Origin of the sequence: Promicromonospora sp. NFX87, from assembly GCF_048564965.1 — a bacterium.
Taxonomy (GTDB): Bacteria; Actinomycetota; Actinomycetes; order Actinomycetales; family Cellulomonadaceae; genus Promicromonospora.
The window spans coordinates 3,921,185-3,939,042 of sequence record NZ_CP183413.1; the positions used below are offsets into that span (position 1 = coordinate 3,921,185).

Sequence of the window (17,858 nt, forward strand, 5' to 3'; positions counted from 1 at the left end):
ACCGTGACGGCAACACCCGAAGGTGTCAAGCACCTGCTGTTCGTCAAGGACCAGGGCCCGCACGGGCGCAGCCTGGGCGTCCCACAGCAGCCCCCACGCGAACTGCCCGAGGGCCCCGAGAACCTCGGCTGGCTCCTGACCCCGACGACCCGGATCGTGGTGTGGATGTTCCGGCGCGTCAACCGGGTCTGGGCTCTGCCCATCGCTCTGCTCCTGGTACCGGGCTATCTGGTCGCGGCGGGCCTGGTTCAGAGCTACCTGGTGCCGGCGGACGGCATCTACCTGGTGGTGGCGTGGCTGTGTGTGTATAACGCCGCCAAGTTCGCCCTGACCGGGACCATCGCGTTCCTCATGTACTTCACGGCCAGCCTCACCCGCTTGGCCAAGCGACCTCGACGACCCCGCCCGTCGGCCACACAGGTACAGGGACCGACGCCGACGATCTGGTGATGCTCCCCGCGTGAACATTGGTCGAGACGCGAAGGTCCAGGGCTTCCGGTGGCGATGTCGTCGTGCGTCTTTAGGGCGCGATCACCACGTGATCGGCCCGGCCGCGAACAGCGCGATTCAGGGCTGTGGCTCGTCCCGCGATATCTCCCGGATGTGATCGCGGTACAGCCACAGCGTCTTGATGAACCGCCGGTCGTCGATCAGCTGGACCTGCCTGAGATCACCCGCCTTGGCCAGGACCATGGTCTCGATCTCCTCAAGGCCGTCGAGCTCCCACTCCACCTGAGCGATCACTGCGTCCGAGCCACGCCATGCCTGCTCCACGACCCGCTCGGGGATGAAGCGCTCGTTGAGCACGCCCTGCCACAGCTCGCGGTGCTCCGCCCATGCCAGCAGCGAGCGATCGATGGAAGCGCGGCCGTTCATGACATCAGTATGCACCTCAGAGTCGAACACGTGTTCCTTTGCTCTGAAACCTGCATTGACACGCTCGAACTATCGTTCGATGCTTGGCTGGTAGTCGCACCAGAAGGTCCAGATCCCAAGGCCTGTACGGGCAGTACTCCGCCGCCGCGCATCGGGGCGATCTGGCTGAGCTGGTCAGCCTCGTCTCCCACCCCGACACAGACCTCGAGTTGCTTGCCGTCATCGCACCCTCGATACGAGACAAGGACGCCGACGCACAGCTCATCCACCACGTGCTGGACCACCCCGCCTGCAGCGGGGCCATCGCATCCCGGTACGCGACCCATCACGACGTGGACGTGCGCCTTCGCGTGGCCACTTTTCCCAATATCGGGTCGGTCCTGGAGATGCTCGCGGTCGACGCCGATGATCGCGTCCGCGAAGCTGCCGCTCGACGGTTGGATGCCATGGGCGATGTCCTGCGTCCAGACCGCAGCGCCTGACTGCCCCTACTCCCACAGTAAGTAGTAATCCTCGCCCGCTCGGGTACCCGATAGGAGGGCGAGGCCACCTGCCGACGGCACAAGCCCCGCAACAGTGTCGGGCCCCGCACAGTGCTCCTGGTGGCGGAGGCAGACCTGTGCCGCGGCAATTCCAGCCGGCCGAGATCCACCGCATGGTGTGCGGAGGAACTCGAACCCCCAGCCTCTTCTCGGTGAAGCGAAACTCTTCGACGCCTGCAGAGCCGTCTGACGCAGCCATCGCGATCGCCCTGGTGAGCGTCAGAAACGGCGAAATCTCGCCGTTTCTGTGCGATGTCAGCCCAGCCTCACATGGATGGGCAATCATCGGCAAGCGCGGGCGTTCATAGGCACAACACCCGTGTCAGCACGCGTGTCAGCGGGCAACCGTGTCACGAACCGTGTCAGCCCTTCGGGCGCTGCCACGACTCCCACACTCGTGCTCGGAGTACCGCTCTAGTACGGCGTCTCCATCCTGCGATATGCGTCGTAGGCGAGACGCCGGGTTGTCGAGTCCCAGCCGAGCAGCCCCATCACCGAGATCCCGTTGAGGTCCATGTTGTAGCCCAGGCGCTGCTTGTAGTCCTTGAGCACCCAGTGGGTGTAGCCGGCGACGTAGGACCGCGCCGACGCCTGCCGCCAGTGGGAGTCGAGGTTCGCGGCCTGCCAGTCCTCGGTCCCCTGCTCGACAGGGCTTCCCCGGCGGCCGAGGTAGGACCAGGAGCCGTTCTCGGTGATGAGGATCGGCTTGTCCGGATGGCGGGCGTGCACAGCGTCGATCGCGGGTCCGAGGTCTTCGTTCTCGCCGTAGAAGTAGCCGAAGTACTCGTTGAACCCGATGACGTCGGCGAGCCCGAAGGCAGGGTCGTTGGTCGTGCTGGACGCCCAGGTGACCGGCCGGTCCTGCAGATCGACGGCGGTGATCGCGTCCTTCATGTCCTTCATCCAGGCCCGGTAGACCGGCGCGCCGCCGGGATCGATCTCCGACTCGTTCTGCAACCCCCAGAGGATCACCGACGGGTGGTTGTGCTGGTTCCACGCGGTGGTCGCCGCCATGGCCCGCGACAACCCGTAGCTCTCCGTCTGCAGTCGCTGCTGGTCGGTGTTGAGCCACATGTTGTCCGTGTCGTCCATCATGTAGACGCCATGCCGGTCCGCCCACTCGTACGCGTACGGGTGACGGTTGTAGACGGAGTTGCGCAGCAGGTTGACCCCGAGGTCCAGGGCGTGCCCGAGCTCGTGGTCGTATTCATGCCGGGTGAGCGACCGGCCGCTCCGGCCGGTCTCCTCGTGCCAGTTCAGGCCCTTGAGGAAGGTCGCCTCCCCGTTGATCCGCAGCTGCGCGGCGGAGACCGTGACCGACCGCATCCCGTAGGTGGTCGACAGCCTGTCGAGCGTGCCTCCTCCCGCGTGGCTTTCTGCCGTGCGGTGGGACCCGGTGCGCAGCTCAGCGACGGCGGTGTAGGTGTGCGGGGACCCGGCGCTCCAGCCGACGGCCCGCGGGATGGCGACGTCCGCCCGCGCGACACGTACCTGGCCAGGGCCGACGGCGACCGGCACCGTCGCGGCGTGTCCGCCCGTCCGCGCGCCAGGGCTCAGGCGCACGCTCCCGGTGAAAGGGCGGTCCCCCGTGTTCTCGACCACCGCACGGATGTCGAGCCGGCCGTCCGCCGCGTCGACCAGGACCTTGGCGACGCTGACCCGAGGGACGGCCTCGATCCGGACGGAGCGGGTGATGCCGGCGTACGGCCAGTAGTCGACGGGCTTCCACGGTATGGCGTACCGATCCGTGACCGGGCCGGTCCCGGTGGTGTAGTCCTCGAAGGACGCGCGGCGCTCCGCACGCACCACTATCGTCGCCTCCTCACCCGGGCTCAGCAGCTCGCCCACCGGCAGGCTGAACGCGGTGTGCCCGCCCTCGTGCGCGCCCGCGAAGGCGCCATCAACCCAGACGTCGGAGCGGTAGTTCACGCCGAGGAACGAGAGCCGGACATGGTCGCCCGCCCACCGCCGAGGAACCGTGATCGTCGTGCGGTACCAGGCGTACCCGTCCTGGAAGGCCGTTCCAGTGCCGAAGTTGGCTCCGTCGTATCCGTCAAAATCAGGGGTGTCCTTGAGGTCCCAGGACGAGGGCACCTCGATCGTGTCCCACCCGCTGAGGTCGGTGTCCGGCCGGGCCCAGCCGTCGCGCGTCCCCCGGTCGTCGGGGTCAAACCGGAAGGCCCAGGTCCCGTCGAGCGAGATCGAGTCACGGGCGTTCCCGTGGGTGTCCCCCGCATCGAACGCCGGGACGACGTGGTCGTACTGGAAGAGCACGCCCGTGCCGTCGATCTGCTCGATCCTCGTGCCCGCAGGCTCCGCGCCGCTCGCCTCGAAGCGGGCAGCGCCAGGTTCCGCGAGTGCGACCGCAGGGCAGCTGGTGAGCGAGGCGGCCACCAGCGCGACGCCGGCCGCAAGGGCTCCGAGCTTTCTCATGAGGTCTCCCTTGACGAGTGAAGGCAGGGTCCGGCAGCGTGACCGACTGGGCTCTTCCTTGAGCATCGGCATCAAACTAGGAGCCGGCGCCACGCCATGGGAATGTTCGATCCCGCCGGAACGCATGGACGAATCGACGATTGCAGGGCCGCCGGACCGCGCTGCACTGAGCCTGGCTCCCGCGAGGGGCGCCAGCAGCTGCGGTTGGCGTGGTCCCACGCTGCGGCCGCAGATCGTGGCCCGACTCGCACACGATCTGCGGCAGCAGCGCCTCCGCCAGCACCTGACCGCACCGTGTTGGGACGGCGGCTGGTTGTCCGGAGCGCGGTCAGTGCGCGGCGAGGGTCAGCGCGTCAGCGACCTGCTGGCGGTGCAGCCGGGTCTGCTTGGGCATGTTCCAGCCGAGGACTGCGCGGGCGATCCCGTCGCTGCGACAGAGCGCGACGAACCGGCGTGCGGCCGGGTCGCCCTCGACGACCTCGATCTCGGCATCGGCGGGGGTGAGTCCGTGGACCATCACCTTGACGTCGTACTGGTCGGTCCAGAAGTACGGGACCGGGACGTACGGCAGGTCGGCGCCCAGGATGTTCTTGGCGACCGCCACCGCCTGCTCGGTCGCGTTGGTCCGGTTCTCCAGCCGCACCATGGCGTCCAGCCCCAGGTGCCGCCACCGGGCCACGTCACCGACCGCGTAGATCCCGTCGGAGGCCTGGCACATCGCGTCGCAGACGATGCCGTTCTCGATCGTCAGCCCGCTGCCGGCCAGCCAGTCGGTGGCGGGGATGCCGCCGATGGCGACGACCACAACGTCGGCCGGGAGGTGTTCGCCGGTCGCCAGGACCACTCCGGCCACGCGGCCGGCCTCGGCCGCCAGAGCGCTGACCCCGGTGCCGAGCCGCAGCCTGACGCCCTGCTCGGTGTGGAAGTCCCCGAGCAGACCGCCGGCCCATGGACCGAACTGGTTCTCCATCGGGACGGACTGCGGCCCGGCCAGGGTGACGTCCAGGCCGAGGCCGCGTCCGGTCGCCGCGACCTCGGCACCCAGCACCCCGTCGCCGACGACGACCAGCCGCCGGGCGGTCGCGAGCTCCGTACGCAGGGCGACGGCGTCGTCCAGAGTGCGGATCACGTGTACGCCCGCCAGGTCATCCTGGCCCGGGAAGGTCCGGGCCTGTACGCCGGTGGCGATCACTATCGCGTCGGCGCCGAGCACACGGCCCGACTCCGTCCGGACCATGCGGTTCGTGACGTCCAGGCCGGTGGCCCGGTCGCCGAGCACGAGCTCGGCGTCCAGCGCCTGCAGCGCCGGCTCTGCTCGTAGTTGCGCACGGCCCGCTTCCCAGGCCCCGGACAGCACCTGCTTGGAGAGCGGCGGCCGGTCGTACGGGAGGTGGCGCTCAGCCCCGAGCAGCGTGAGCCGCCCCTCGTACCCCTGACGGCGCAGCGCCTCGGCGGTGGTCAGGCCGCCGGCGGAGGCACCGACGATCAGGACGCTCTCTGGCGGGTTCATGGTTCGATCAGGCTGATCGCGGCCGCCGGGCAGACGCTGACGGCCTCTCGGACCAGGTCGTGCTGGTCCACCCCCGGTGTCTCGTCGAGCAGCACCACGATCCCGTCCTCGTCGCGCTGGTCGAACACCTCCGGGGCGACCAAGACGCACGTCCCCGCACCACAGCACTTGTCTTCCTCAACGATGACCTTCATGACGTTCCTTCCTTCGATGATGAGTTCGTGTCGGTGATCGCCAGAGTGGCGGGCGCCTGGAACAGGCCGACCATCGCGTCGACGAGACCGCTCGCCGCCCGGGCCCAGCTCGCCGGTCCGGTCGCGTCGCCGTCAGCCTGTGCGCGCTCGAGGTCAGCGAACGTGTGCAGCAGGAGGTACATGGCCATGTCGCCGCGGTCATGGCGGACGGCGGTGGGCAGGTCAGCCTCGCAGAGGTGGATGCCGTGGAGGACCTGTCGCAGGGACGGCGCGCCCAGCGAGTCCTCCTGCATCACCGGGCGCAGCACCGGGTCGGTCATGATCTGGGTGCTGAACCGGGCGTACCAGGTCGGCGTCCCTAGACTCGCGAAGTACTCGGCCGACGGCAGGACCAGACAGGTCACCCAGTCCCGCAGCTCGGTGGACCCCGAGACCTCGGCGACCCGCCGCGCGCGGCGGGCCTCGATCGCCTCGTTGTGGCCCGCCAGGATCGCGCGGACCACGTCCAGCTTGGTACCGAAGTGGTAGCCGACCGCCGCGTTGTTGCCCTGTCCGGCCGCCTCGCTGATCTGGCGGGCCGAGACGGCGGCGACCCCGTGCTCGGCGAAGAGCCGCTCGGCGGTCGACAGGATCGCCGCCCGTGTGCTCGCTACCTGATCGCCGCGGGCACGCGTGCCGGTCGTCGTCACCACTGCACCGGGAGCTTGGTCAGGCCACCGACGGCGAGACCGTCCACCCGCTCCAGCTCGTCGACGCCGACCGCGAGCTCCAGCGTCGGCAGCCTGCGCAGCAGCGTCTCCAGGGCGGCCTGCAGCTCTGTCCGTGCCAGGGCCTGGCCGAGGCAGGAGTGGGCACCGGCGCCGAAGGCGAGGTGCGGGTTGGGGCTGCGGGTCAGGTCGAGCTGGTCCGCGTCGGCGAACGCCGCCTCGTCCCGGTTCGCGGCGGCCATGCTGCACATGACCGTCGTGCCGCTCGGCACGGCGACGCCGGACAGCTCGATGTCGGCATCGATGTACCGGACCATCCCGAGCCCGGCGTTGGCATCGAAGCGCAGGGCCTCCTCGACCGTGGACCGGACGAGCTTCGGGTCGGCCAGCAGCTGCTCCCAGCGCGTGCGGTCCGCGAGCAGCATCGCGACCATCTTGGTGATCATGTTCGCGGTGGTCTCGTGGCCGGCCACGAGCAGCCCCTGGCCGGTGGCGACCAGCACCGCGTCCGACAGCGGCTCGCCGTCGTCGTCGGTGGCGGCGATCAGCTCGCTGAGCAGGTCCTCGCCCGGGGTCACGCGCTTCAGCGCGACATGGTGGGCCATGTACGCACCGAACTCGCCCATCGCAGCGGCCATCTCGTCCTGCGTGTAGCGCGTCATGCTGAGCATGCAGTCCGACCAGTGCGAGAACTTGTCCCGGTCGCTGTCCGGTACGCCGAGCATGTCGCAGATCACCCACACCGGCAGCGGGAAGCCGAAGGACGCCTTGAGGTCGACCGGGCCGCCGTCGGCCACCATGGTGTCGATGAGCTGGTCGGCCATCGCCACGATCCCCGGCCGCAGGGCGGCCATGCGCTTGGCGGTGAACCACTTGCCGACCAGGCGCCGCCAGGTCAGGTGGCCCTCGCCCTCCTGCGGCAGCACGGTCGCCATCTCGCTGTTCATGATGCCGCCGTCGTCGGTGTCCGCGATCCGGGCGGCGTCCTTCTTGCCTGTCCCCCGGCCGAACCGCGGGTCGGACAGGACCGCCTTCACATCGTCGTAGCGCGTGACCAGCGCGGCCTGGTCACCGCTGGCGAGCCGGACGTGGGCCACGGGGCACCTGGACCGCAGCTCGGCCCACTCGGCCGGCGGCTCCAGCGCCTGGTCGGTGGGAAACGGGAGGGTCGGGATCTCGGTCTCGGTCATGAACAGGACCTCTCTGTGGGGGTTCCTCAGGTCGGGGCGGGAACTTCACCCCGTGGCTCCAAGTAGAGCGACCCACTTGCCATCAGTCAAGCGACTGCTTTAATTTTAGGGACACCAACCCTCTTCCCGGAAGGCAACCCATGTCTGACGTCCTCGTCGCGCCCGTTCAAGCGCCGCCCCAAGAACAGCGGGGCCACGGCACCCGCCTCCTGGTGCCGATCCTCGCGTTCGCGGGCATCGTCACCGCGCTCATGCAGACCCTGATCGTGCCGGTGGTGCCCGAGCTTCCCCGGCTGCTGAACGCCTCCGCCGCAGACACCATCTGGGCCGTCACCGCTACCCTGCTGGCCGCCGCGGTGGCGACACCGATCGTCGGCCGGCTCGGCGACATGTACGGCAAGCGCCGCCTGCTGCTGGTCAGCCTCGGCCTGCTGGTGGTGGGATCGTCGGTCGCCGGTCTGAGCACCACGCTCGTGCCCCTGATCGCCGGCCGGGTCCTGCAGGGCCTGGCGGCCGGCGTCATACCGCTCGGGATCAGCATCATGCGCGACGAGCTCCCGTCCGAGAAGCTCGGTTCGGCGACCGCCGTGATGAGCGCCTCGCTCGGCGTCGGCGGTGCGATCGGACTGCCCGTGGCGGCCCTCCTGGCGCAGACCACCGACTGGCACGTGCTGTTCTGGACGTCAGCGGTCCTCGGCGCGGGTGCCTTCGTCCTCGTGTGGGCCAAGATTCCGTCCGGCGCCGCCCCGGCGGGCGGCCGGTTCGACCTGCCCGGCGCGATCGCGCTCTCTGCCGCCCTGATCGCACTCCTGCTGGCGATCTCTAAGGGGGCGTCCTGGGGCTGGGGAGCCCCGCTGACGACCAGCCTCTTCGCCGGCGCCCTCGTGCTCTTCCTGGCCTGGGGCTGGTGGGAGCTGCGAACACCCGCCCCGCTGGTCGACCTGCGCACCACCGCCCACCGCCAGGTGCTGCTGACCAACCTGGCCTCGATCATCTTCGGCTTCTCGATGTTCGCGATGTCCCTGGTGCTGCCCCAGCTGCTGCAGCTGCCGACCACCACCGGCTACGGTCTCGGGCAGACGATGCTCGCGGCGGGCCTGGTGATGGCCCCGATGGGCCTGGTGATGATGGCGATGGCTCCGGTCTCGGCCCGGATCACCGACGCCTTCGGGCCCAGGACCACCCTGATGATCGGCGCCGGCGTCGTAGCGCTCTCCTACGGCCTGGGCGTGTTCTTCATGGCCGAGATCTGGCAGCTGGTGGTCGTCTCGGCGATCATGGGCGCGGGCGTCGGGTTGTCCTACGGCGCCATGCCCGCGCTGATCATGGGCGCAGTGCCCCGGTCGGAGACGGCCGCGGCGAACAGCCTCAACACCCTGATGCGCTCGATCGGGACCTCGGTCTCCTCCGCCGTCGCTGGGGTCGTCCTGGCCCAGCTGACGATCACCGCCGGCGGCGCCGAGCTGCCGTCGCAGACCGCTTTCCAGGTCGTGCTCGGGATCGGCGCGAGCGCCGCCCTGGTCGCGCTCGGCATCGCGGCCTTCCTGCCCCGCCGCACCAAAGCTCTATAAGCTATAGCCCACCTCCAGCAACAGGGAGGTCCACGAACGAGAGACAAGAGGTAACCGTGCAAGCCAAGCCGACGCGGGCGGACAAGGTCGCCCAGACCCGCGAGCGGATCCTCGATGCCGCCGAACAGCTCTTCGCCGAGCACGGCCTGTTCGCGGTGTCCAACCGGCAGATCAGCGAGGCCGCCGGCCAGGCCAACAACTCCGCCGTCGGCTATCACTTCGGTACCAAGTCCGAGCTGATCAAAGCCGTCGTCAGCCGCCATGCCGTGGACATGGAGCAGATACGCGGGCGGCTCCTGGCCGAGATGGGCGACGACCCCGGCGTCCGGGACTGGGTGGCCTGCACCGTCCGGCCGATCACCGACCACCTCGCGTCGCTTCCCGGCGCCACCTGGTGGGCCCGGCTCGTCGCCCAGATCATGACCGACCCGAGCCTCTACATCGCCGAGCTCGACGAGTCGACGGCGTCGGACTCCCGGCGCAAGAGCGCGGAAGGACTACGCCACAGCCTCCCGGACCTGCCGGACGACGTGTTCGAGGAACGCGAGCGCATGGTCCGCAACCTCGTCATCTATGCCTGCGCCGACCGCGAGCGGGCACTGGCGGAGGGCGGCCCGACCACGCGGGCCTCCTGGGAAGCGACGGCGATCGGCCTGATCGACGCGATCACGGGCATCTGGCAGGCGCCGGTCACACCGGTCGACTGACACCTCGTCAGTCGTTCAGCGACGCGAGCACCTCGTCCGTCGTGACGACCTGACCGAGTGCAGGGAACACACGCGCGACCGTATGGTCGTGCCCCTCGAGATCCGGCCCGGTCATCGCATCGACGACGAGCATGACGTGGTAGCCGGCGTCATACGCCTGCCGCGCCGTGGACTCGACTCCGAACCCCGTTGCGAGGCCTGCGACGACCACCTGGGTGACGCCTCGGGCTCGGAGCGTCTCGTCGAGATCTGTCCCTTGGAACGCACCCCAGCCGGACTTGGTCAACACGATGTCGGACTCGTCGGCACCGAGCGCGTCCGACAGCGCTAACGACGCGCTGGGCACCTCGGCCCTCGGACGGGCGAACTGTGTTCTGCCCGCCGGTGGGTGGTTGAGGTCCGCGACGGTGAGTACCACAGGAAGCGCTCGCTCACGGAAGGACGACGCGAGCCGTGCGGCGTGCGCGACGACGGTGCCCATGTTGTGTGCGGCGGGGAAGCTCATCGTGACGACCTGCAGGTCGACGAGCACGAGGGCACACGTCGGGTCGAGCACGCCGGTGGTTGTTGCGACGTCACTTGCCATATCAGTTCCTCCGTCAGATGGCGGCAGTGTTAAGGCACCTGCCTGACTTAAATTATACCGTCGTGAGTCGCCCGTTCGCGGAAGGGCAAGCAGTCCCCACTCCAGCCGCACCTACTCCAGCCGCAGTAGAGCGACCGGTCCTGCTGAACGATGCACGTCGCACTGCGCGCGGAGACGATCAGTCATGCGCATCGAGCGCGTCGAGGCAAAGACCTCCCACCCATCCCAGAGGAGCCACACCCATGAAGTCTGTCCACGTCACCGCGCCGAGCACGAACAGCTGGGTCGACATCGAGATACCGACGCCCGGACCGTCCGACGTGCTGCTGCGGATCAAGGCATGCGGCATCTGCGGCTCGGATGCGCTGTACTCCCAGGTCGGTGGCATCCCGCCACGCCAGGGGGCGACCCCGCTCGGTCACGAGCCGGCCGCTGAGGTGGCCGAGGTCGGCGCCGAGGTCTCGGACGTCCAGGTCGGCGACCACGTCGTCGTCGACACGATGGCGTTCACCGACGGTCTCCTCGGCTCCGGCGGTGCCCAGGGCGCGCTGTCCGAGTATGTGCTCGTGCGTGACTTCGAGCCCGGACACCAGCTCAAGGTCATCCCGCCGCACATCCCCTGGCAGGTTGCCGCGCTCAACGAGCCGATGGCCGTCGCCTACCACGCCGTCAACCGCACCGAGCCGAAGCCCGGCGACAAGGTGGTCGTGTTCGGCGCCGGACCGATCGGGCTCGGGGCGGTGCTCGGCTACCGCCGCAAGGGCGTCGAGCACATCGTCGTCGTCGACATCATCCCGTCCCGGCTGGACAAGGCTCTCCAGGTCGGCGCGGACGCGGTGATCAACTCCGCCGAGGAGGACGTCGCCGCACGCCTCGTGGAGCTGCACGGCGACGGCGCGAGCGCCCACGTCCGCGGTGTGCGCCCGGGCACCGACATCTACCTCGACGCGGCCGGCGCTCCGCCGGTCCCCACCACCGTGACCAGCATCGCCAAGCACGGCGCGACCTTCGGCGTCGTCGCGGTGCACAAGAAGCCGGTCGAGCTCGACTTCGGCGCCATCCTGACCACCGAGCTCAACCTGGTCTGGGCGATGGGCTACCCGACCGAGATCTTCGAGGTGACCGATGACATCGTCGAGAACTGGGAGAAGTACGCGGTCATCGTCAGCGACACCCTCCCCTTCGACCAGGCCCTGGATGCGCTCGAGCTCGCCCGGACGCCGGGCGCCGCAGACAAGGTCGTCGTCACCTTCGACTGACGTGTGATGCGGCTCCAAGCAGCAGGACGCGGCTCCGCTCGATCGTTGCGATCAGGCGGAGCCGCGTTGCGCCTGGCCCGTGCACATTGCGGGGTTTCCGTCCTCCGTACCGACCGAGCGTGGTGGGGTCGGGCGCGACGACGAGGCCCGGACGCGTTGTTCGTCCGGGCCTCGTCTCCTCGTTCTGGTCGGCTCAGCCGGCGTTCTTCCGCACGCCCGGGAGCTTGCGGTACAGCGCTTCCGCTCTCTTGATGTGGTCTGCGAAGCGACGCGTCTGGTTCTCGACGTGCGAGTCGATGAAGCCCGTCGGTTGCGTAGCGGTCTCCTCGGAGGCGTTCTGGTCTGGGGTGACCTCAGAAGGGTTGTCCATGCTCATTGTCCTGTTCTCCTCTCGCTCTTCCTCTTCGACGCTCAGCGGATCAGCCGTGCGGCCTGCTCGGCGGCGTCGAAGGTCATGTCGATCTCCGCGCTGATGCGCGCGTCGAGCTTCGCGCCGCGAGACGCCTTGAGGTTGAAGTAGGCGATGGCGCCGATCACCCAGTTCACCAGCCCGCCGACTCCCAGGAGGATGGGCATCTGCCCCAGGGGGCCGAGGAGCATCGAGCCGGCGAGCAGGCCGGCACCGATGACGCCGAACACGATGGCCCACCCGGCCGCGACGCTCGTCCTGGACCGCTCCAGGCGGGCGACCGATGCGAGCGAGGCGTCCACCGTGCGCTGCAGCTCCCGCAGCATCGGGAGATTCTTGATGCCTCGATCCCGCTTGAACGAGAGCGTCACCCTCTTGGAGCGGATCGCCGGCAGCAGTGGCAGCGGGCGGATCGGGGACCGCTGCTCGGAGCCCTCGAAGCTCCAGCCGAAGCTCCGGTACGCGTCGCGGTACAGCGACTCCAGCTCCTTCGGGGCACGGACCTTCACGTACTCGTACCCTGTGGTCACGGTCTGGGTGCTCATGGGGGTGTTCTCCTTGGTCGGAACGTTCGATCTGATCGGGATGTTCGATCGCCGGACGCCCCGGGGGGCGATGTGTCGGCCGGTCGTGGTCGTCATGTATCGATGCTCGCCTCGCGCGCCCAGGCCCGAATCGTCCAACCGGATCGGCCTGGATACCGCGGCTGCAGTAGGTGCAACCCGTCGCTGGGGTGCCAGGATCGACGCCATGAACACCACCCCTCCCCCGCAACGAGGACCACGCGCGCTGTGGCAAGGCGCACCCCGGGCCGCCGAGGTCGCGGTCGGCGTGATCCTCGTGGCCGCGGCAGGAGCGGACCTGGTCGGCCGCGCCATGGCCGGGAGCCCTTGGCTCTCCTGGATTCCGCCGCTGGTCGTCCTGGCCGGTGTCGCCGTCGGCTTTCGATCGCCCGCTCCCGGGCTCGCCGTGGTCGCCGTCGCACCGATCCTTGCTGCCGCGATCGGCGAGGAGCCGATAGCGACGTGGTCGATGGTGTGCTTCGCGGCATTCCTGTTCGCGCTGCGTTCGGTTCCCGGGTTTGTCGTCGGGGCTCTCCTGGGCGCCGTGAACTTCGGGTCGGTCTACTACTCGATCGGCGTCATCGACGTCAGGGTCGACGCGAGCGCGTCGGTCTTCGCCTTCGCGGCGATCGTCGGAGCCGCGACCGGCAGCGCCGTGCGCAGCAACATCCGGTACCGGCGGGAAGTCGAACAGCGCATCCGTGAGTCGGAAGTGGCCCGGCTCGCTGCCGTCGACCGAGGGATCGCCCAGGAACGGCTGCGCATCGCCAGGGACCTGCACGACAGCGTCGGGCATCAGATCGCCGTCGTGAACATGCATCTCGGTGCCGCCGAGGTGCATGCCGCGAACGACGGCGCGGGCGCCCAGGCCAGCCTGGCGGCCGCTCGAGGCGCGGTACAGGAGGTGTTGCGGGAGACGCAGCAGATCTTGGCGGTCCTGGGCGTCGAGCGGGCGGCCCCGGGCCTGGGGGCAGCGCCGAGCCATGAGCTCATCCACCAGCTCGTGGAGACCTACCGCACCGCCGGCATGCAGGTGCAGGAGTCCGTGCAAGACCTCGGCTGCGAGATCCCGTCGCAGGTGAGCATCGCCGCCTACCGTATCGTGCAGGAGGCGCTGACCAACGCCCATCGATACGGGGACGGGCAGGCATCGCTGACCGTCACGCGGGACGACCAGGACGGTGATGTAGTGCGGATAGAGGTGGCCAACGCGTACGGGGTACGGACGGGCTCGGCATCGCCGGGCGGGGGCAACGGGCTGGTCGGCATGCGCGAACGCGCCCAGTCCGTCGGCGGCCGGGTCGAGATCCGCTCCGACGGGCCGCTGTTCTGGCTCTCCGCCACCCTGCCTGTCGGCGGTGGAGCGACATGACCGTGCGTCTCATGCTCGTCGACGACCAGGAGATGATCCGGGCCGGGCTGCGGGTCATCCTCGATGCCCAGCCCGGCCTCGTCGTTGCCGCCGAAGCCGAGAGCGGTATCGCCGCGCTCAGCCTTCTCGAGTCGATCGAGGTCGACGTCGTCCTGATGGACCTGCGCATGCCGGGTATCGACGGTGTCGAGACCACACGCCGCATCCGCGCGCTCAGGTCCGCCGAAGAGGTACGCATCCTCGTGCTCACCACCTTCGACCAGGACGAGAACGTGCTCGCGGCGCTGCGCGCCGGCGCCGACGGCTTCCTGAGCAAGGGCGCCGGTCCCGCCGAGCTCGCGGACGGCATCCGCCGCGTCGCCGTCGGCGAGCACGCGTTCTCGCCGACGGCGCTGAACGCGGTCGTCGGGCATCTCACCGGCCCGGCACCGGTCGCCGCCGAACCCGACAAGGCAAAGCTGTTCGCCGAGCTGACCCCGCGCGAGCTCGAGGTCGTCACCCTCATCGTCGAGGGCCTGGACAACGCCGAGATCGGACGCCGGATCTTCATCTCACCGTTCACGGTGAAGACGCATGCCAACCGGGCCATGATGAAGGTCGGCGCGCGCGACCGCGCCCAGCTCGTCTCCCTGGCGTTCCGGGCGGGGATCCGCGCACCCCAGCCCTGAGCTACTGCGGCCGCAGTACCTCCGGCGATCTGCGCGGACGACGACGTCCGCCGTGCCGCTTGGCAACCTGAGCGAGGCGCCTTGATGGCGCTCCGCCACCTGGGCGTCCAGCGCACACCACGGAGGAAGTCATGCTCACTCGGTCCCCTGTCGCCGCCTTCGGCGTCATCTACGCCGCAGTGCTCGCGGTCAGCGCCGCGGTCCACGTGTTTCGTCGAGCGCGATGAGCTCGGTGCGGTTGTCCGGAGCCTCGCAAGGCTGGAACGGGTTCCTGCACGCCCTGCGTGATACCAGCCGCCGCAACATCTACTTCTCGGCGATGGCGATCCCCGGGCATCTCGTCGTAGCCGGAACCAAGGGCATTCTGCTGCTATACACCCCGTCGCTGTTCCTGGCCGCGAACGTGCTGCTGACGTTCGGTCTCGCCGTCGTCAAGCTCCTCGTCATCGTTGCCCACCGGCACGCCCGCCGCCACGGGTCGATGACCGCCATCCCACGAACGTACCGAGCCACCGGGGTGATCGTCCTTGTCCTCGCTCTGGCCTATGTCGCCGCTTGCCTGCCCCTCGCACTGGGACACGACGCCAGTGGTCGATACGGGCGTGACGTGGCGATCGGTATCGCCGCCGTCGCGTTTACCGAGCTCGGGATCTCCGTCCACGGGATCTTCTCTTCCCGCCGGATCCAGGACGTGCTCATGGAGGCGATCAAGCTCAGCAGTCTCGCTTCGTCTCTCATGCTTCTCGTGCTGACGCAGACCGCGTTGCTGTCGATGTCGCCAACGGGCGAGGATCCGTCACGCTACAACGGCATCTGCGGCATCTTCCTCGGCGGCGCTGCGGCAGCTGTTGGTATCCATATGATCACCCGTCACCGACAGTCGGACCGCACGCACGCGCCCTCGCCGTCGACGAACGTCGCACCACCCGCAAGAAGGGTCATGACCGTGACGGATGTGGCGCTCGTGGAAGGGCCGCATGCTCACCCGAGCCCGAGAAGTGAACCATCGCACGGTAGAGGGGAGCACGCTCAGGCGCGTCGGGTAGCGGCGGTACCTCAGCCCGGTCAGCGGCAAAGGAGCGCAGCATGTGCCCGACCAGGCGCCGCCAGGTTCCTGGTGCAGCATCGCCCGTCGCAGCAATGACTCCGGCGTTGGCCATGAGCAGGATGACGAGATCTTCGCTGGTGAAGTCCTCGCGTAGCTGGCCGGTCCCGTGTGCTCGCGCGACGACCTCGAGGAACCCTTCGTAGGCCTCGTCGCGACGAGCCTCGAGGACATCGGCCGCCGGGAAGGCCATCGTCAGGACGTCGGCGAACCCGCGGTCCGACGCCTGCATGGCACACACGGCATGGATGAACCCGCAGAACCCGTGCCATGGGTCCGGGTCGGCGAGTGCGTCGGTGACCGCGTCCGCATAAGCCTCCATGCGGTCGGCGAACACCGCGTCGATCAGCTCGGCACGAGTCGCGAAGCGCCGGGACAGGGTGGCCTTTCCCACGCCGGCCTCGCGGGCGACCGCAGCCATCGAGACGCCGAGCCCTTCGGTCGCGAAGAGGGAGCGAGCCGCGAACAGGATGCGGTCGCGGTTGCGCTCGGCATCGACGCGCAGGGTAGATCTGCCGTCCTGGTCCAGGGCTTCGCCGGGGGTGCTCAAGTCGGTCACAACCCCAGTCTACGACGAAGTGGAACGGGCGGCCCAGTTGAGTGTTACGGTGAGGCCAACCCGGAAACGGGAAGGCCGTTCCATTTGATCCGAAGGAGCCAGCCATGGCCGAGCCGACAACGTTTAACACCGAGATCGCCGTTCACCCCCGCCTTCAGCACATCGGGCTGACCACCGGGAACCTGGAGCCCTTGCTGGCCTGGTACGAGACCGTGCTGGGCATGCAGGCCATGCACACCTCGGAGGACCCCACGGGGCTGCGCAGCCAGGGCCTGGAGGTCAAGGCGGTGTGGCTGTCCAACGACGAGCAGAACCACCGAATGGCGATCATCGAGATCCCCGGCCTGGAGCCGGACCCCGAGCGAGCCAGGCACCACCGCCTCCAACACCTGGCGTTCGAGTACAACACCGTGGAGGAGCTACTGGGCACGTACGTGCGGCTCAAGCGCGAGGCGATCCTGCCGGTCCTGGCCGTGGACGAGGGCTTGCAGACCGCCTTCTACTACGCGGACCCCGACCAGAACGTCATCGAGATCAACGTCAACAACTACGGCGACCCCTTCACGGCGATCGAGCACATGCGTTCCTCGACCGACTTCGCTCACCGGCCGCTGGGCGTGCACGTCGATCCCGGCCTGATGGTCGAGGCCCGCGAGGCGGGAGCCAACGCATGGCAGCTCCACAAGCGCGCCTGGAACAACGAGTTCGCCCCCGAGCAGCCGTGGGACCCGACAGTCCTGCTCTGAGCTCGCCACCGGGGTGAGGGCCACCGCCCCAGGTCACGCGATCGTGCCCCGCACCACGGCTGCACACCGTGGTGCGGGGCACGACGCCTGAGGACCAACCCCAGACGGTCAGGCCGCGCGGTCGCTCCTGCTGAGCTCGAGGACCTGGCGCATGGCCGCGGCATCGAGCTGTTTGCCGAAGACGGGTCCGTCAGGCTCGAGGTGGGCGCTGGCGGCGAAGGATCCGGTGAGTACGGGTTCGAAGCCGAGCGCGTTGACGATGTGGGCGACGGTCTCGACGGCAGCCGTGTCGTCGCCGGCGATGCCGATGGCGGTCCGGTCGGGCGCACCGGCGGGGCGAGGCAGTTCTTCCATCTGGTGGTAGCCGAGGTGGTTGAACGTCTTCACGAGCCGCGCCGTCTCGGGTAGTGCGTCCCGGACGATGGTGCTGGACGGCTGGTCGGCCGCCTCGAACTCTGGCAGGGCGCCGTCGATCGGTGGCCAGTAGTTCATGACGTCGACGACGACGTGCCCAGCCAGGGCATCGAGGGGTAGTTCGCGGAACCTGCGCAGGGGCACGGCGATCACGAGCACGTCGGCCTCGGCCGGCAGGTCGTGAGCGGTGGTCGCGACGGCGCCCGGTGCAACAAAGCGCAGGAGCTGGTCCGTGTCCTCGGCCGTACCGGACGACGCGATCCGCACCGTGTATCCCGCATCGAGAGCGAGGCGTGCGATCGCGACGCCGGACTTGCCGGCGCCGAAGACGCCGATGACGGGTCGAGAAGCGCTGTTCATCGTGCTGTTCTCCTGACGGGTGGCTGGCGGTCGGCGAGAGAGTCCGGGAGGGGACCAAGGGCGTGGCCCTCCTCCCGGTCCGGTGGC

At 69.0% G+C, this 17,858-nt stretch carries 20 protein-coding genes; 8 read left to right on the top strand and 12 right to left on the bottom strand.

Annotated elements, in window-relative coordinates; all coding sequences use genetic code 11:
- The first annotated feature begins 3 nt into the window (after positions 1-3).
- A complete protein-coding gene (locus ACNYC2_RS17590; RefSeq protein ID WP_419703031.1) occupies positions 4-450 on the top strand; it encodes a hypothetical protein in 447 nt (148 codons plus the stop codon).
- Between the two features lie 117 nt (positions 451-567).
- On the opposite strand, the gene ACNYC2_RS17595 is transcribed toward ACNYC2_RS17590, so the two are convergent.
- Entirely contained in the window at positions 568-906 is a 339-nt protein-coding gene (locus tag ACNYC2_RS17595; protein WP_419703032.1) for a hypothetical protein, read from the bottom strand.
- Between the two features lie 53 nt (positions 907-959).
- Between ACNYC2_RS17595 and ACNYC2_RS17600 the strand changes: the two genes are divergently transcribed.
- Positions 960-1,358, top strand: a complete 399-nt coding sequence (locus tag ACNYC2_RS17600) for a hypothetical protein (protein WP_419703033.1) — start codon at positions 960-962, stop codon at positions 1,356-1,358.
- 474 nt (positions 1,359-1,832) lie between these two features.
- Here ACNYC2_RS17600 and ACNYC2_RS17605 read toward each other — a convergent pair whose 3' ends face one another.
- The 5 genes from ACNYC2_RS17605 to ACNYC2_RS17625 all read right to left on the bottom strand — a co-directional run bounded on the left by ACNYC2_RS17605 (position 1,833) and on the right by ACNYC2_RS17625 (position 7,452).
- Positions 1,833-3,851, bottom strand: a complete 2,019-nt coding sequence (locus tag ACNYC2_RS17605) for a glycoside hydrolase family 2 protein (protein ID WP_419703034.1) — start codon at positions 3,849-3,851, stop codon at positions 1,833-1,835.
- Between the two features lie 328 nt (positions 3,852-4,179).
- Positions 4,180-5,361, bottom strand: coding sequence for an NAD(P)/FAD-dependent oxidoreductase (locus ACNYC2_RS17610; RefSeq protein WP_419703035.1), 1,182 nt, complete (start codon positions 5,359-5,361; stop codon positions 4,180-4,182).
- Positions 5,358-5,555 (bottom strand): ferredoxin, encoded by a 198-nt coding sequence (locus tag ACNYC2_RS17615; protein ID WP_419703036.1) that lies wholly within the window; start codon positions 5,553-5,555, stop codon positions 5,358-5,360. Before ACNYC2_RS17615 ends, ACNYC2_RS17610 begins: the two co-directional genes overlap by 4 nt.
- Positions 5,552-6,244: a TetR/AcrR family transcriptional regulator gene (locus ACNYC2_RS17620; protein WP_419703037.1), complete on the bottom strand. Its 693-nt coding sequence runs from the start codon at positions 6,242-6,244 to the stop codon at positions 5,552-5,554. The genes ACNYC2_RS17615 and ACNYC2_RS17620 overlap by 4 nt, the downstream gene beginning before the upstream one ends.
- Entirely contained in the window at positions 6,241-7,452 is a 1,212-nt protein-coding gene (locus ACNYC2_RS17625; RefSeq protein ID WP_419703038.1) for a cytochrome P450, read from the bottom strand. Before ACNYC2_RS17625 ends, ACNYC2_RS17620 begins: the two co-directional genes overlap by 4 nt.
- Positions 7,453-7,592: 140 nt before the next feature.
- Here ACNYC2_RS17625 and ACNYC2_RS17630 point away from each other — a divergent pair, with 140 nt between their 5' ends.
- Together ACNYC2_RS17630 and ACNYC2_RS17635 are read left to right on the top strand one after the other, a co-directional pair.
- Positions 7,593-9,023 (top strand): MFS transporter, encoded by a 1,431-nt coding sequence (locus ACNYC2_RS17630; RefSeq protein WP_419703039.1) that lies wholly within the window; start codon positions 7,593-7,595, stop codon positions 9,021-9,023.
- A gap of 56 nt (positions 9,024-9,079) precedes the next feature.
- Positions 9,080-9,730: a TetR/AcrR family transcriptional regulator gene (locus ACNYC2_RS17635; protein WP_419703040.1), complete on the top strand. Its 651-nt coding sequence runs from the start codon at positions 9,080-9,082 to the stop codon at positions 9,728-9,730.
- A gap of 7 nt (positions 9,731-9,737) precedes the next feature.
- Here ACNYC2_RS17635 and ACNYC2_RS17640 read toward each other — a convergent pair whose 3' ends face one another.
- Entirely contained in the window at positions 9,738-10,316 is a 579-nt protein-coding gene (locus ACNYC2_RS17640) for an isochorismatase family protein (RefSeq protein ID WP_419703041.1), read from the bottom strand.
- A gap of 242 nt (positions 10,317-10,558) precedes the next feature.
- On the opposite strand from ACNYC2_RS17640, the gene ACNYC2_RS17645 reads away from it, so the two are divergent.
- On the top strand, positions 10,559-11,575 hold the full coding sequence (locus ACNYC2_RS17645; RefSeq protein ID WP_419703042.1) for a zinc-dependent alcohol dehydrogenase: 1,017 nt from the start codon (positions 10,559-10,561) through the stop codon (positions 11,573-11,575).
- 193 nt (positions 11,576-11,768) lie between these two features.
- Here ACNYC2_RS17645 and ACNYC2_RS17650 read toward each other — a convergent pair whose 3' ends face one another.
- Together ACNYC2_RS17650 and ACNYC2_RS17655 are read right to left on the bottom strand one after the other, a co-directional pair.
- A complete protein-coding gene (locus ACNYC2_RS17650; RefSeq protein ID WP_419703043.1) occupies positions 11,769-11,945 on the bottom strand; it encodes a hypothetical protein in 177 nt (58 codons plus the stop codon).
- Positions 11,946-11,986: 41 nt separating this feature from the next.
- Positions 11,987-12,529 (bottom strand): hypothetical protein, encoded by a 543-nt coding sequence (locus ACNYC2_RS17655; RefSeq protein WP_419703044.1) that lies wholly within the window; start codon positions 12,527-12,529, stop codon positions 11,987-11,989.
- A gap of 205 nt (positions 12,530-12,734) precedes the next feature.
- Between ACNYC2_RS17655 and ACNYC2_RS17660 the strand changes: the two genes are divergently transcribed.
- Complete coding sequence (locus tag ACNYC2_RS17660; RefSeq protein WP_419703045.1) at positions 12,735-13,919, top strand: sensor histidine kinase; 1,185 nt, start codon at positions 12,735-12,737, stop codon at positions 13,917-13,919.
- Positions 13,916-14,587 carry a response regulator gene (locus ACNYC2_RS17665; protein WP_419703046.1) on the top strand — a complete coding sequence of 224 codons (672 nt, stop codon included), beginning with the start codon at positions 13,916-13,918 and terminating at the stop codon, positions 14,585-14,587. Before ACNYC2_RS17660 ends, ACNYC2_RS17665 begins: the two co-directional genes overlap by 4 nt.
- A 370-nt stretch (positions 14,588-14,957) precedes the next feature.
- Here ACNYC2_RS17665 and ACNYC2_RS17670 read toward each other — a convergent pair whose 3' ends face one another.
- Both ACNYC2_RS17670 and ACNYC2_RS17675 read right to left on the bottom strand, forming a co-directional pair.
- On the bottom strand, positions 14,958-15,248 hold the full coding sequence (locus tag ACNYC2_RS17670) for a hypothetical protein (protein WP_419703047.1): 291 nt from the start codon (positions 15,246-15,248) through the stop codon (positions 14,958-14,960).
- 277 nt (positions 15,249-15,525) lie between these two features.
- A complete protein-coding gene (locus ACNYC2_RS17675) occupies positions 15,526-16,251 on the bottom strand; it encodes a TetR/AcrR family transcriptional regulator (protein WP_419703048.1) in 726 nt (241 codons plus the stop codon).
- A 104-nt stretch (positions 16,252-16,355) separates the two neighbouring features.
- Between ACNYC2_RS17675 and ACNYC2_RS17680 the strand changes: the two genes are divergently transcribed.
- Positions 16,356-16,997, top strand: coding sequence for a VOC family protein (locus tag ACNYC2_RS17680; protein WP_419703049.1), 642 nt, complete (start codon positions 16,356-16,358; stop codon positions 16,995-16,997).
- Positions 16,998-17,105: 108 nt separating this feature from the next.
- On the opposite strand, the gene ACNYC2_RS17685 is transcribed toward ACNYC2_RS17680, so the two are convergent.
- Positions 17,106-17,771: an NADPH-dependent F420 reductase gene (locus tag ACNYC2_RS17685; protein ID WP_419703050.1), complete on the bottom strand. Its 666-nt coding sequence runs from the start codon at positions 17,769-17,771 to the stop codon at positions 17,106-17,108.
- Positions 17,772-17,858: the final 87 nt, after the last annotated feature.